Below are 14,611 nucleotides of genomic sequence, written 5' to 3' on the forward strand. Positions count from 1 at the left end.
GCCACACTCACACGAAAAGAAAACCTCTTTTTAATCATTTGCATGCTGTTTGATTACGACGTGAGCAAATCGTCGAAAATAGAGTATTAATCCAGCAAAATTAGACTAACTCACGGAACACCACTTGGTTCTTGCCTTTGTGTTTTCCTTCATACATTAAACTGTCTGCTGTATGGAGAGTAAATGGGTTTTCAGGTGATGGATAAAATGCACAACCGATGCTCACGGTTAAAGAAACAAACTCAGTGGTAGAGACCACCAACTTTTTCTCCGCAATCCGTTGGCGGATACGTTCAGCCAATTGAAGTGATTCTGCCGCACTTTTTGCACGAATCAAAATGGCAAACTCCTCTCCTCCGATTCTGGCAAATTGCATTTCCGGGGGAAGGATTTCACGCACACTGGCCGCCACAAGACAAATCGCTTTATCACCAATACCGTGACCGTAGGTATCATTGATCGCCTTAAAATCATCAATATCAAATACCATTAACGTTAAGCTTCCTGACTCTTGTTGTGTTTTACGTAATTGGCTAAAAAAGAAATGACGATTGTGGATCCCAGTTAAACTGTCTGTTTGCGCTAAATGGGTGAGCTTTTGATTTGCATTTTCCAACTGTTGAGTTCGTAATCGGACGGTTCGGCGAAGTTGAAGCGTGTAAAATAGAGCCGCTATGACGATGCTAGCGGCGAGAGCTGGGATCAAATAACGGGGATAGACGGTTTCGATATGGACCCAACGACTCAAAATACGGTTTTTCTCTTCGGTCGTCAGTTTACTAAAGCCTTGATTGATTTCTTTAAGTAACTTTTCATTGCCTTTTTGTACCGCAGGACGCAATAGCTCTGAATACAGAAATTGTGCGGGCGTAAACTCTTTCGCCCCTTTCTCTATCACAATATAAAAATTGGCCACTTGTGAGTCTGCAATAAAGGCATCCAGTTCTCCTCTTTGCACAGCTTGCATCATAAGATCATTGTCGAGGTATTCAACCAAAGTGAGCTCAGGAAAGCGCCGTCGAGCAAATTCCTCTTCAAAGCCACCTTTTACCACCCCAACGGAAACATCGAGTTGCCCAGCGAGTAATTCGCTGAGATTTTCCCCTAATAGGCTTTGATGCACAAACAGCTCTGTGTCTAATTCCAGCAACGGCATTCCAAAATCTAAATACTGCAAACGGACTGGTGAACGAACTAATCCGGCATGGATATCCGCTTGCCCTGATTTCACTGCCTGTAATGATTCCCCCCAGTCCATCAGTTTAAACTCAATATTGACCTTATTCGCTTGACCATAAGCGATCCAGTAATCGATCAAAATTCCAGACGGTCTACCTTGATCGTCAAGGTATGAATACGGCTTCCATGCTTTGGAATTCGTGATGATCAGCGTCTGCCGTTCAGCGGCCATTCCTACCGAAATTGCCATGAGGCTGCACAGCACAATGAGAAAAAATTGACGAGAAAAGCGATGCTTCATTCGCATGATATCCTTGAAAATCCTCATTAACTTACAATAAGGAGGGCGCGTATGCCATGAATGCAGGTACTAGAAAGTATGGTGGTGAGTAGGCCTGATTACAAACCTAACAGATCATTTGATTGAAAAGAAATTTACTACTTAGGGATTACCCACTCACCGTCATTTATGCTCGTGGGTAATACTAATCTTATTCGCGCTATCAAGCCAGTAGGCTTGAGATGGGCGAGTTAAATGTGGCTTGCTTGAATATAAGCATTAAGCTCTTGGTTGCTCACTACAGTAAGCAGTTCGCCATCAAGGTAGAAAGCGACATCATTTTGCCCTTTCTCTCCACGTAAGACTTTGCGTGAACCATCAACGTAAGTCACTTCCATTTGCAGAGTACCTTCATCGAGCTGTTGCATTGTCGCCTTTTCAATAGGTAGCACATTGGTTTGTAAAGGCGCCTCTGTCAGTGAGCGATCTAGCTGGCCATTGACTTTAATGATGGCATTCGCTGGCATATCAACCACTGCGGGTGATTTACCTGAAATCGGGTTTTTACCTGTCCAAAATTCAATCGAGTTGAAAATAAACAGATCAGCCGTACTGGTTAAACCATACACTGGTGAAAGTAGTAAGAACAAGCCTTCACGTGCATAGCGGTTGTCGACAACTTCTAAGTTGAATTTATTCACTAAACCTGTAGCGGCCATTTGCCCCATACAACCTGTTAATGACGTTACACCTAGACTGGCAACCAATGCCATTTTTAATACTTGCGGTTTCATACTATCTCTACACTAATGGAAAGGGCGGGCGATAGTAGAGATTTTTTGGGGTTTAGGAAGAGGTTAAAAACCAAATTAACCATATTTTTACCAAGCTCTTTGAGTGCACCAAAACCGATATAGCACCGTGATGGTTTGGCACAAAACAGTAACATTCATGCTGCTAATGAGTGACCATAATCAATACGACGACTGATTGCTGCCTTGAGTTAAAAGCACATTTTTTATCCAGACACACAACAGTCTGGAAACACCCAAAAAATATTTTTTGCCGACCTAAAAAAAGTGATTCCAATCACAAGTGTATTGGATATAATCCGCGCGCTTTGCCAAAAGAGTTGAATTTTGCAAAGTTATTTTGAACAAATACCCTAGTAAATGGGGTTGTCTATCCTAATTTTTATTGAGTATCACAAACAATGAGCAAGATTGATAAAGCTATGCGCATTCTGCTGGCGGGTTTCTGTATCAACCTTTGTCTTGGCATTCTTTATGCCTGGAGCGTATTTAACAAAGCCCTAGTAACAGACTTTGGCTGGAGCGCAGCCGATGCGTCTTCACCTTATGCTATTGCGACTATCGCTTTTTCTGTCTGCCTTTTAGTTGCTGGCATTTTACAAGATCGTATGGGTCCTCGTAATATCCTGATCCTAGGCACAACATTGACAGGCCTTGGCATGATTGCCTCAGGTTTTGCGTCTTCTGTGCTGATGCTCAACATCACTTTTGGCGTGATCACAGGTGCAGGTATCGGCTTTGGTTATGCTTGCCTATCACCTTCTGCGATGAAATGGTTCCACCCAAGTAAAAAAGGGATGGTTAACGGTCTGATTGCAGCGGGTTTCGGTTTGGCTGCCATTTACCTTGCGCCGCTAACATCTGCATTGATCACTCACTTAGGTATCCAAACCAGTTTTATGATCTTGGGTGTCGGTGTATTGGTGATTGCAGTTCCTCTAGCTTGCACAATCAATAATCCGCCAACGGGTTATATTCCGGCAGAACCAAAGCTAAAAGCAGGTCAAGAAGCTAAGGTTGTCGCTAAAACGGCAAATCTAAGCTGGAAAGCGATGCTAAAAACACCACAATTTTATGCGCTATGGCTAATGTATGCCCTAGCCGCTTCTGTGGGTTTGATGATCATCGGCAACATCACCAATATCGCCAGCGTTCAGGCCAATCTTCCTAACGCTGTTTATCTCGCTTCTATCTTGGCGATTTTTAACTCTGGTGGCCGTATTGCAGCGGGTATCCTGTCCGATAAAATTGGTGGTGTACGTACTCTGCTTCTCGCGTTCTTACTACAAGGGGCAAATATGGTGCTGTTTGCATCATTCGACTCTGAGTTTACATTGATCATTGGTACCGCGATTGCAGCCATTGGCTATGGTACTTTGTTGGCCGTTTTCCCATCGATCACCGCAGAATTCTATGGTCTGAAAAACTACGGCACTAACTATGGTGTACTTTATACCTCATGGGGTATTGGTGGTGCGATTGGTGCAGCCGTTGTCGGCTACTCAATGACTCACGGTGGTGGTTATACACTCGCTTACACCATTTCTGCAGGTATGATGGCAGTCTGTATTGTACTTGCGTTGATCACAAAGCCGATGTCTGCGGAAAAAGTAGCACAACTACAAACCGCATAACCCGCCACTTTTTTGTTGTTCAGAGCCTGACCTAGTCAGGCTCTTTTTTATCTGCTTTTCTCTTAGTAGAGAGAGCCACAAGTTGGACATTTCCCCTCTTCCTTTGCTTTAATTCACTCATTCTCATTTTTCGTTTAGTGATCATGAACTCTAAATCTTCTCTCCTTCTGCTATTCGTGACCCTATTTTCTGGGTGTGCCATGTACGCAGGCATCAATTATGACCAACTGTTTGGTTCAGAGCATGTCCGCAACCGGCAGGTGCCTCTGCAATCAAATCAAGCACAATATTTCATGAATGAAGTGAAACCGATCATTGATAATCGCTGTGTTGTTTGTCATGCCTGCTACGATGCCCCTTGTCAGTTAAAAATGACTTCGGTTGACGGAATTGATCGCGGAGCGAGTAAGGCATTGGTTTATCAAGGCACTCGCCTCACTGCAGCCACTCCGACTCGTCTTTATGAAGATGCACAATTCACTCAACAATGGCGTGAAGCGGGTTTTCACCCCGTATTGAATGAACGAGAGCAAATACAACAAGCCAACCTTGATGCAGGTGTCATGGCTCGTTTATTGATGCAGAAAGAACGCCACCCATTACCTCAACAAGATCAATTGACGGGATTTGATTTTTCGATCGATCGTGAACAAACCTGTCCAACGATCAATGAAATGGAACAATTTGAGAAAAATAACCCGAACTGGGGAATGCCTTTTGGCATGCCGAACTTATCTGCAAAAGAATACGCAACGCTTCTCTCTTGGCTAGAACAAGGCGCGATCATGAATCAGCCTTTGCCACTTTCACAACAGGAACAAACCTTCGTCGATGAATATGAAGCTCTACTGAATTTTAGCGCACGTAAAAATCAGCTCACTGCACGTTATATCTATGAGCACTTATTTCTCTCACATCTCTATTTTTCAGACATCGCCGTAGAACGTCCGCGTTTCTTTAAATTGGTTCGTTCAGCGACACCACCCAGTGAGCCTGTGAAGCTGATTGCCACTCGCCGTCCTTATGATGATCCAAAGGTTGACCGTGTTTACTATCGCCTGATCCCTGAGCAAGAAACGATTGTGGATAAAACACACATGCCCTTTGCGCTCAATCAACAACGCATAGCAAACTGGAAAACATGGTTTATCGATGCTGACTATCAGGTTGCACAATTACCAAGTTATACCCCAGACATTGCGGCTAATCCTATGTCTGCATTTATTGATTTACCTGTAAAAGCACGTTTCAAGTTCTTACTGGATAATGCCCAGAACACCGTGATGGCGTTTATTAAAGGGCCAGTTTGTCGGGGGCAGCTCGCTTTAAACGTGATAAATGACCGCTTCTGGGTATTCTTCCTTGATCCGGATAAAGCCGATCTGCCTGAGGTCAACGAGTTTTATCGCTCACAAGTTGATAACTTAAAACTGCCCGCGGAGCAGGAGAATACCGCCCTTCCCTTGAGTAATTGGGTACGCTATTCATTGCAACAAAGCCGTTACCTTGAAGCTAAATCGGCATTCATTAATCAATGGTTTAAAAATGGAACACACCTCACTACCGATATTATTTGGAATGGTTCCGATTCTAACCCAAATGCAGCACTCACCATTTTCCGCCACTTTGATAGTGCTTCAGTAGTACAAGGTTTGGTTGGTGAGCCACCGAAAACCGCTTGGGTAATGGATTATGCCTTACTCGAACGTATCCATTACTTACTTGTTGCCGGTTTTGATGTTTACGGCAATTTCGGGCATCAGCTCATTACGCGCATGTTTATGGATTTTCTGCGTATGGAAGGCGAGAGTAATTTTGTTGCCCTCCTACCTCGTGATATGCGCCATCAAGAATTATCGAGTTGGTACCAAGACCAAAGTGTACAGTTTTCAGATTTCTTGCAACGCAACGTCAAACCTTTTGATCAACCAACCAGTGTCCACTATGTTAGCGACAACCCGAAATTGGAGTTGTTTACAAAACTTCGTGCTCAGGTACAACCTGTGCTGAATGAACGCTACACCATTACCCAGACAGGTTTGAAAGCCGAAAATGAATTTGCACTACGCCAGATCGATCATTTACGTGGGGAAGGCTTACTGCCTATCCCACAATTGATAATGCTAATGGTTGAAAATGAGCATGGCCAGTCGCAGCTGTTTACGCTTATCCATAACAATGCGCATACCAATATTTCCAGCTTGTTCGATGAGCACAATAATCGTGATCCCAAAAACGATGATTTAACCTTAGTACGAGGTGTTGTGGGCAGTTACCCTTCGGCGTATTTGAAGCTGAAAGAAAATCAAATTCCAGAGCTTTACCAGCGCCTTGCTCAGATGAAGACTGAGCAAGACTATATTGCGTTACTGGATCGTTTTGCCATTCGCCGCAGTTCCCCCGAATTTTGGGCATTTAGCGATCAAGTTCATCAATGGTACCGCCAAGACCAACCCATTGAATTTGGCTTACTCGATTACAACCGTTTCGAAAATCGTTAATTCATCCTTTCTATCCCCTTTAAGAAAAGTTCTCTTAAAGGGGATCTTTTCCCAACGTTAACTCGTACCTAGCAGTAACCATCGTTTTCTCGTCACATTTGCATGACGAACCAACATGGCTTTGGACTAAACTTGTTCTAGATGGGAGAAAAATCCATCAACGCAATGTCCTAATGATTGACATACAAGAGCCATCACAGGAGGTAGTCGATGAACATTCGTGATCGCATTGAAACCATTGAACAAGAAATCTATGTTGCTTGTTCAGAAGGTGATTTAGAAACCGTCACTCTGCTTGAACAGCAATTAGAACAGTTGCGCGGTAAGGTCACCAGCCATGAACCCTATGCACCAGAAGGTAGAGACTACTGGGATAATGATTGGCGTTAATGACCCAATGCTCATCCGCCTTGAGCGTAATGATTGGGGATTTCGACCATAAGAGCCGAATCTAGTGCTTCGGCTCTTATCGCGTGACTCAAAAACTAAGTTCCCAAGATGAGTAGTGGCAGACTCAACAGCGTATCTCCCGTGGAAGCAAACCCGATGATGATGCCGATTAAGCCACACACCAACCCTAAATACCAAACGGTAGAAACTACCTGCGCGTAACGGTTAAGTGGAAGTAAATGACTATGATGACGTTGACGCCACTCAAAAATAATATCGAGTGTCCCCATCAAAAGTAGGAATCCAAATAGGGTTAAGCCTAAACGATAGCTCAGCGCAATCCCCCCCGCGATCGCCAATGCACAGACAATCAGACCCGCCTTACTGTTCATAGAAAAACTCACGCTTTTCAACACATGACCACCATCTAGTGGTAATACTGGCAATAAGTTAAACAAATTCAGAAATGCGTTGAACACGGCAAGAGCAGCCCAAAACGGGGAATCGGTCACCCAGTACACTCCGACAAAAAGCAGTGAAAGCAAAAAGCCAAAGCAGGGGCCCATGATTGAGATCACGACATCTTGCCAACGGGTATTGATTTTCTCGTCACTGAGTGCCAAGCCACCGAAGAATGGGATCAAATATATCCCTTTGGTTTTCATACCAAAATACTTCATTGCTCGCACATGACCATACTCATGAAAAACGAGGCAGCCGATCAACGCGAGAGCAAATTGAAATGAAAATAACCATGAATACGCCGCAAGACTGGCGGAAGCCATCACCACTTTAACCATCTTGGCACTCTTGAGCGCTTTCATCGCCAACGAAGCCAATCCGACCACGCTCAATCTTCGTTCCACTTTTGGCGCTTCATGTGGCGTTTGGCGCTCAATGTCTTTTTCACTACGCACACCTTGCGAAATAACGTCACCATTGAGCAAAGTTTGGTAACGCAATTCAAATGGTTGCCAAGTCAATTGGAGCGCAACACAACAATCCAGAACGGTTTCCCCTTGCGTCAGTTGGAAATGATGCAGAATCTCGCCGTCATTGCCCTCCTGAGCAGCACGTTGTGCTACCAAAATGTCATTCCAAAACAGTTGTTGCCATCCTGCCATCGACCCTTCAAGTCGTAATGGTTTGCCTAAATAATCAATGCGAAGCAGTTCCAAGTTTCAATCCGATGGTCGCTATAAAGATGCCGCATTATAACGAAAGCCTTGAAAAGAGGCAGAAATTTCCCATTTTTAGCTCCGCCTATTGCTAAAGAAAAGCTGTGATTTCGATGAATTTACCGATTATCCCTTTAAATCTTGAGCTTAAAATGGATAATACGCGCTTACATTTATTTACAAGGTGGGTACTTATGTCTACTGAAGCAACTTTACTTGAACGCTGTCAATCACAATGCGAGTTATGCGCTGCATCAGCTCCTCTTTCTCCTTTTGTGGTTGCTCCGCATGCCTTAGTCACTGTTGATCACGCTGTGATGCTGTGTGACACCTGTAAAGGACAAATCGAAAACCCAGAGACAGTGGATGTAAATCACTGGCGTTGTTTAAATGACAGCATGTGGAGCCAAGTACAACCTGTTCAGGTTCAAGCATGGCGCCAGCTCAAACGCCTTTCTGAAACAGAAACTTGGGCTCGTGATCTGCTGGATATGATGTATCTGGATGAAGAGACTGCTAAATGGGCAGAAATCGGCATGGATGATGATGCAGAGAAGCCACGTGACGTGAACGGTGTTGAACTGAAAAAAGGTGACGATGTTACTGTCATCAAAGATCTGCCAGTAAAAGGCTCAAGCATGGTGATCAAGCAAGGTACTGCTGTACGTGGCATCGCCCTGACTGAAGATCCAAAGCATATTCAAGGCAAAGTCAACGGCCAGAGCATGTATATCATTGCTGAGTACTGCCGTAAAAAATAATCACGAATGAACCATTGAGTGTTCGAACGAGATGAATAAAGAAAAAGCGCTGTTGGCGCTTTTTCTTTATTTGCAGCATCTGGTGACGTCATCAACCAAAATTAAAAACAAAAAAGTCGGCAATTTGCCGACTTTTCAAATTCGATTTTTGTGTGCTTAACGGTATAAACCCACATCTTTTTGGATGTGTGCTGACATTTCAGCGGTGTAGTAATGACGTGGTTCATTATCTACAAACAAAATGTCAAACAGATGAGCAATCAATCCTTTGAAGTTAACCGTATAGGTTTTTTTATCCTTAGAGGTTGGGACAGTCATTGTTCCCATTTGCATTGCATGAGCCATGTTAGCCTCTCTTGAATCGGTCACTTACTTTGTTGATGTGAATATTAGTCAATCACTTAACGGTTAGAAAATGACTAATTTTATATATTCGAATAAGTTAAAGTAATGAAACAAGGCATTAACAAACATCGAATTAGATATGCAATTCAAAACCAAAAAGATCAAAAACCAAGCACTTTCAGAGCATAATTATTTGATTACTATTTTTGCACTCAAATAATTTAACAAACCATTTACTGTGTTTTTTTACTAAATGACTCTCTCTCCCTACATGGGTAAGTAAGGAGAGAGTGCTGTTTATTATAAATTTTTCCCAATGACGGCTTTACTTTGTCCTTTTTGACGGACTAATGAAGCAATCACCGCCACGCTCATCGTGATCAACAAAACACACAAGGAAACAGGGGTTGGTATTGCCCAAGGAGAACCGACTAACATCATCTTCACACCAATAAACATCATAATGAAAGCTAATGCCGGTTTAAGATAGAAAAATTTATCCATCATCCCCTGCAGCACAAAATACAGAGATCGCAAACCTAATAGAGCAAATACGTTTGCTGCCAGAACTAAAAATGGCTCTTGTGTCACCGCAAAAATCGCGGGGATCGAGTCCAGTGCAAACATCACATCCATAAATGCGATAACACCAATCACTATAAACATAGGTGTCACCCACCAGTGGCCTTTCTGTTTGGTGATAAGCCGATTGCCTTGATACTCTTCTGTCACTTTAAACCAGCGACGAATCAATCGCTCAGGCAATGGATTGATGGCCTCTTCACCTTTGTCTCGCGCTAATTGGATCCCTGTCCAAATCAGGAACAGAGCAAACACATATAAAATCCAATGGTATTGGCTGAGTAGCTGAGCCCCTACGGCAATCATGATGGCACGTAAAACCAAAGCACCAACCACGCCCCATAAGAGCGCACGCGGACGCAAGTGCTCCGGCACGGAGTATTGATGAAAAATAATCGCAAAAACAAATAAGTTATCAACACTCAATGATTTTTCGAGCAAGTAACCGGTAATAAAGGAGATTGTGGCTTTTTCTGCGCTGTAAGTGCTGTGCGGTGCATACCAATGCCAACCGTAGCAAAGGCTTACGGCAAAAACAAATGCCAGAAGAAACCAGAAAAGACTCCAGATAGCCGCATTTTTGATCGTGACTTTTCCTCCACGGGTTTGCCACAAATCAACAGCCACGAGAGTTAAGGTAAGTAGGCCGAAGCCCAGATAAGTCATTGGGGACATATTTCCTCCGAAAACGGAAGATCTTAGATAGTCGCCAAACCTCAAGACCTTCCGCATACCAATAAGCACTGCAATAAATGCAGCATTGAATGCGTTGGTCTCGTCGAAGCATTGAAGTTGGATTCAGAGCTTATATTTGCCGGTTGAGTCAATCTCAACGTGATGACGACAAATAAACCTAAGGCGACTACTCCCCAAAACAGCGCCATTTTATGCCTGCGCTAAAACGATGTCTATGAGCGGATGAAGAAAAAGGAGCCGTAATAAAGGCTCCTTCTATGTGTGGCTACCCAGTATTGAATTGCAGCAGACACGGTAATTCAATACTGGGGAATATCTAAACACCGGCAAAGGGTAATAGATAAATTAGAGCTGACCATACGCCAACCCAAGCCACCACCACTAATGTATCGAACCAATCTTTACTTAACATGTTCTCCCCCTTTTTGCTCGGCAGAATTGAGCAGAAACTAAACAGAACTTTGCAAGCTATATGCCAATTATTGGTTCTCAATACTCTCTTATGCGGTGATGTTCGATATCAATCTTAATGATGGCATTCACAAAGATTATTGGAGTGTGTCGTGAGCAAATCAGGACAATCAGAAAGCAGTTCAATAAAGGCATCGGCCATGGAGATCTGCGTGACCATACCTTCCCCCTCCATTTCCAGCAAAGCATCATAACCTTCTTTGCCTTTCATGGTATAAGCCGAAGAAGTCCCGCAATATGAGCGGTCAAAATCGACAGACTGCCATTTTCCTTCTAAGCAAATCTGCAGTTGTGCAATACGTTGACCAAGTGGTTTATGCGCCTGATATTGGTAGCGTAACTGATGACAATACGGATAACTGCCCGATCCTGTCCCTTCTACACCATTGCTTAATGCATTGTTGATCGCGCCCTCAAGTGCACGAGCAATAACCCGCCCTGTGACTTGGTAAACCCCAATCGGCACGGCAAAAGGCAAAAGTTTTCCTGCCACATCGGCAACCGAAATCGATCCCGGCAAAATAGACGTTCGTACACCGCCGGCATTATGAATCGCGAACTGAACGTCCAAACCTCGCTTATTCAGTGCATGTACAAACGCTTTAGCTACCAGCGGAGCTATTTCACTGCCTCCTTCAGTATCCGGAATTCGGATATGGCGCAGCGTGCGATCCGCCTGTGCAATGATTTGTTGCTGTAGCTGGCGAACTCTTGGAATGTATTTTTCCTGTAGCAATTTGTGCAATAGCGGATCTTTCTTACAGACCACGACATTTGGATGGTTATCCACTTCATCGCGTGCTTGGCTGTAGCGCACACTGATTTGTTCTTGGCTCATACTTGCATCGACAAACATGCGTCGTCCCAGTAATAGCTCGTTACGGCCCTCAAATCGTGTCACTTCTCCATCAGCAGCAAAATCAATTTGGCAATGGCCGAGTGTGAGCGCATAAAAGCCCGCCTGAACAATATAGGTGTTATTGATCTTCAAGCCATATTCGTCTTGGCTGCCAATCCCGAGTGCAGAAAAATCTCCCTGCAAGACATGGCTATGACCACCGACGATCACGCTGATCCCTGTGACTTGTTCTGCAAGCGCGATATCACCTTCATAGCCAAGATGGCTCAGTAACACAATTTTATTGATACCTTGCCGATGAATGGCTGATACGGTGGCTTTGGCCGTAGCCACTGCGTTAACGAAAGGAGTATCACTGTCAGGGTTAGCAATATCGGCCATTTTATCAATCGAAAGGCCAAAGATGGCAATCTTCTCCCCTTTTGCCTCTTTTTCGATCCAGCGAGCATGCCCTTGAGCTGCGTTAAAACTGTAAACCTTCGGATTGGTTGCCAGACGCAGTGATTTACTCTCGCGCTCATGTGAGAGATCCCAGTTGCCGGCTAATAATGGAAACTGGATACGCTGGGCAAACTGAGCAACCGGATAATTTCCCATATCCAGTTCATGATTACCGACCGCCATTGCATCCAATTTTAGGGCGTTGAGCATGTCGGCATTGGCTTTGCCTTTGAACAGCGAGAAATACAAGGTACCTTGAAAGCAATCACCTGCATGCAAAAACAGGAATTCTCGCTGCATACGCAGTGCATCATCACGTAACTGTGCGACACGGGTTGCTATTCGTGCGAAGCCACCAGCACTGACAAACGGTTTTAGCGTATCCGCTTCATGTTCAAGCGTCAGTTGTAACGAGGTGGGTTCAAAGTAGGAATGGGTGTCATTAATGTGTGCCAACGTGATCGACGCTGGCTGATTTGTTCTTCTCATAGGCATACGTCTTCTCTCTTATCCACTCCTATCCTAGCTCGCCGATCATGACAGAATCGTGACTTTTATGAAACCTCTCTGAAATTTTAGTGACTCAAAATTACCTGTGTCACATTTTCTTTCGGTGCTTCATCACAAAAGTGTGACCTCTCATCGGAAAACCCAAGCTTAACACCCTGCTTATATTGGTTTTTTCCTTTATTCTTAAAGAAAACTCACTTGAGCTTATTTTTCACTCTGGTGAGCATTCTAAGGAGCAGCCTATGCATTTAGAGCGAATTGAAATCGCTGGCTTTCGTGGCATCCGCCGACTATCACTAACCTTTGATGAAATAACGACCCTTATTGGCGAAAACACTTGGGGTAAATCCTCGTTGTTAGATGCGTTATCTGTGGTTTTGCCTGCTGATGGTTCTCTTTACCAATTTACGTTACAAGATTTCCACGTCGATTATTCGATTGCCGATCCTCAAACTCAGGATTTGCAGATTATCTTGATTTTTCAAGCCGCCGATCACTATGAGCCGAAAGCCGGCCGCTACAGAAAACTCAAACCCATTTGGCAAACCGATGAGCAAGGCGCGCAAAAAATCATTTATCGCATCAGCGCTTCACGAATTAAATACGATATCAGCACCCAATTCGCCTTTTTAGATTTAGCTGGAAATCCATTACCACTCCATCACTCTGAAAAACTGGCGCAGGAGTTGATGAGTTTGCACCCCGTGATCCGTTTAAAAGACTCACGGCGTTTTGAGAAAAACATTCAAAATGGCAACGGTAAGAATGCACGAGTTGAAAAGCGGATCAGCAATACTTGGCGACGCCTCATGGCAACGCCCGGACATGTCAATAAAGGTGAGATCCGCAGTAGTCTTAGCGCGATGAACTCCTTGGTAGAGCACTACTTCTCGTTCAAAAGTCAAACCCGTAAGAATCCGCGTCGTGAGCGGGATAGCTTGCTTTATTCTGCCTCACCCAATGAAAAGACGCTCAGCCAAATTGTTCATGAAACAAAGAACAAACAAACCAAGCTGTTATTACTGGGTTTATTAAATGCCTACTTACAAGGTAAAGGCCCGAAAGAACTTAGACGCTGTGCACGACCGATTTTGATCATTGAAGATCCTGAAGGTCGCTTACACCCAACCCACCTTGCACGTGCTTGGAGCTTTCTCGATTTATTACCCATGCAGAAAATTTTAACCACTAACAGCGGAGATTTATTAGGCGCAGTGCCATTACACTCGATTCGACGCTTGGTGAGAAAATCGGATCGCACCATTGCAACCCGAGTGTCACAACGCAGTCTAAGTCGTGATGAATTACGTAAAATTGGGTTCCATATCCGCTTTCACCGTTCAGGAGCTCTCTTCGCCCGTTGCTGGTTATTGGTTGAGGGTGAAACCGAAGTTTGGTTGTTTAATGAGTTGGCTCGCCAATGTGGCTATAACCTTGCGGCAGAAGGTGTCCAGATAGTTGAATTTGCCCAATCAGGACTGAAATCATTGATCAAAGTCGCTCGTGCATTTGGAATTGATTGGCATGTCGTCACCGATGGCGATCCTGCCGGTAAAAAATACTCGGCGACGGTACGCAGCTTACTGGGGCATGACCAAGAACGACATCGATTAACCGAATTACCGGATCGCGATATTGAACACTTTCTATATACACATGGCTTTGAATATTTCTTTAAAGAGTTGGCCAAAATCCCCCACGATCACCCGATTCCGGCCAAAAAAGTGGTTTCCAAAGTTCTGAAAAAACATGCCAAACCCGATCTCGCCTTGGCGATTGTCTCTCATTGCGAGATGAACGGAATGGAATGCATTCCCGTACTTTTGCGCTGGACGCTAAAACGCGTCATCACCATGGCAAATGGCAATACTTAACATTACTCAGTCCCAACCTAGACTCAGTCCCAACCTAAGTTTATCGTGGCCAAATAACAAAAAAGCCACACCTTTAGGGTGTGGCGGTATCCAATCAT

The 14,611-nt window shown here is 44.1% G+C and carries 11 protein-coding genes; 5 read left to right on the top strand and 6 right to left on the bottom strand.

Annotated elements, in window-relative coordinates; all coding sequences use genetic code 11:
- Nucleotides 1–100: 100 nt before the first annotated feature.
- Entirely contained in the window at nt 101–1,480 is a 1,380-nt protein-coding gene (locus MKA69_RS16170) for a diguanylate cyclase (protein WP_154139214.1), read from the bottom strand.
- A gap of 230 nt (nt 1,481–1,710) precedes the next feature.
- Nucleotides 1,711–2,253, bottom strand: coding sequence for a DUF3332 domain-containing protein (locus tag MKA69_RS16175; protein WP_000804352.1), 543 nt, complete (start codon nt 2,251–2,253; stop codon nt 1,711–1,713).
- A gap of 419 nt (nt 2,254–2,672) precedes the next feature.
- Here MKA69_RS16175 and MKA69_RS16180 point away from each other — a divergent pair, with 419 nt between their 5' ends.
- The 3 genes from MKA69_RS16180 to MKA69_RS16190 all read left to right on the top strand — a co-directional run bounded on the left by MKA69_RS16180 (nt 2,673) and on the right by MKA69_RS16190 (nt 6,796).
- Nucleotides 2,673–3,905, top strand: a complete 1,233-nt coding sequence (locus MKA69_RS16180) for an OFA family MFS transporter (RefSeq protein ID WP_000034182.1) — start codon at nt 2,673–2,675, stop codon at nt 3,903–3,905.
- Nucleotides 3,906–4,048: 143 nt separating this feature from the next.
- Complete coding sequence (locus MKA69_RS16185) at nt 4,049–6,406, top strand: fatty acid cis/trans isomerase (RefSeq protein ID WP_305848493.1); 2,358 nt, start codon at nt 4,049–4,051, stop codon at nt 6,404–6,406.
- Nucleotides 6,407–6,616: 210 nt separating this feature from the next.
- Entirely contained in the window at nt 6,617–6,796 is a 180-nt protein-coding gene (locus MKA69_RS16190) for a hypothetical protein (protein ID WP_055034042.1), read from the top strand.
- Between the two features lie 95 nt (nt 6,797–6,891).
- Here MKA69_RS16190 and MKA69_RS16195 read toward each other — a convergent pair whose 3' ends face one another.
- Complete coding sequence (locus MKA69_RS16195; RefSeq protein WP_305848494.1) at nt 6,892–7,974, bottom strand: site-2 protease family protein; 1,083 nt, start codon at nt 7,972–7,974, stop codon at nt 6,892–6,894.
- Nucleotides 7,975–8,168: 194 nt separating this feature from the next.
- Here MKA69_RS16195 and MKA69_RS16200 point away from each other — a divergent pair, with 194 nt between their 5' ends.
- Complete coding sequence (locus tag MKA69_RS16200) at nt 8,169–8,735, top strand: PhnA domain-containing protein (protein ID WP_055028184.1); 567 nt, start codon at nt 8,169–8,171, stop codon at nt 8,733–8,735.
- A gap of 156 nt (nt 8,736–8,891) precedes the next feature.
- On the opposite strand, the gene MKA69_RS16205 is transcribed toward MKA69_RS16200, so the two are convergent.
- The 3 genes from MKA69_RS16205 to MKA69_RS16215 all read right to left on the bottom strand — a co-directional run bounded on the left by MKA69_RS16205 (nt 8,892) and on the right by MKA69_RS16215 (nt 12,624).
- Nucleotides 8,892–9,080, bottom strand: coding sequence for a hypothetical protein (locus tag MKA69_RS16205; RefSeq protein WP_000929606.1), 189 nt, complete (start codon nt 9,078–9,080; stop codon nt 8,892–8,894).
- Between the two features lie 300 nt (nt 9,081–9,380).
- The gene (locus MKA69_RS16210) at nt 9,381–10,337 is read right to left on the bottom strand and encodes a TerC/Alx family metal homeostasis membrane protein (protein WP_305848495.1); all 957 of its coding nucleotides are present in this window, start codon (nt 10,335–10,337) and stop codon (nt 9,381–9,383) included.
- Nucleotides 10,338–10,884: 547 nt separating this feature from the next.
- Nucleotides 10,885–12,624 carry a bifunctional UDP-sugar hydrolase/5'-nucleotidase gene (locus tag MKA69_RS16215; protein ID WP_055028183.1) on the bottom strand — a complete coding sequence of 580 codons (1,740 nt, stop codon included), beginning with the start codon at nt 12,622–12,624 and terminating at the stop codon, nt 10,885–10,887.
- 257 nt (nt 12,625–12,881) lie between these two features.
- Here MKA69_RS16215 and MKA69_RS16220 point away from each other — a divergent pair, with 257 nt between their 5' ends.
- Nucleotides 12,882–14,513, top strand: a complete 1,632-nt coding sequence (locus MKA69_RS16220) for an ATP-dependent endonuclease (protein WP_055063925.1) — start codon at nt 12,882–12,884, stop codon at nt 14,511–14,513.
- Nucleotides 14,514–14,611 lie beyond the last annotated feature (98 nt).

Source organism: Vibrio sp. AH4 (assembly GCF_030710545.1).
GTDB lineage: Bacteria > Pseudomonadota > Gammaproteobacteria > Enterobacterales > Vibrionaceae > Vibrio > Vibrio metoecus.

Coding starts and splice junctions, on each gene's coding strand:
- MKA69_RS16170 (WP_154139214.1), bottom strand. CDS start 1,480: ATGAAGCATCGCTTTTCTCGTCAATTTTTTCTCATTGTGCTGTGCAGC.
- MKA69_RS16175 (WP_000804352.1), bottom strand. CDS start 2,253: ATGAAACCGCAAGTATTAAAAATGGCATTGGTTGCCAGTCTAGGTGTA.
- MKA69_RS16180 (WP_000034182.1), top strand. CDS start 2,673: ATGAGCAAGATTGATAAAGCTATGCGCATTCTGCTGGCGGGTTTCTGT.
- MKA69_RS16185 (WP_305848493.1), top strand. CDS start 4,049: ATGAACTCTAAATCTTCTCTCCTTCTGCTATTCGTGACCCTATTTTCT.
- MKA69_RS16190 (WP_055034042.1), top strand. CDS start 6,617: ATGAACATTCGTGATCGCATTGAAACCATTGAACAAGAAATCTATGTT.
- MKA69_RS16200 (WP_055028184.1), top strand. CDS start 8,169: ATGTCTACTGAAGCAACTTTACTTGAACGCTGTCAATCACAATGCGAG.
- MKA69_RS16205 (WP_000929606.1), bottom strand. CDS start 9,080: ATGGCTCATGCAATGCAAATGGGAACAATGACTGTCCCAACCTCTAAG.
- MKA69_RS16210 (WP_305848495.1), bottom strand. CDS start 10,337: ATGTCCCCAATGACTTATCTGGGCTTCGGCCTACTTACCTTAACTCTC.
- MKA69_RS16215 (WP_055028183.1), bottom strand. CDS start 12,624: ATGCCTATGAGAAGAACAAATCAGCCAGCGTCGATCACGTTGGCACAC.
- MKA69_RS16220 (WP_055063925.1), top strand. CDS start 12,882: ATGCATTTAGAGCGAATTGAAATCGCTGGCTTTCGTGGCATCCGCCGA.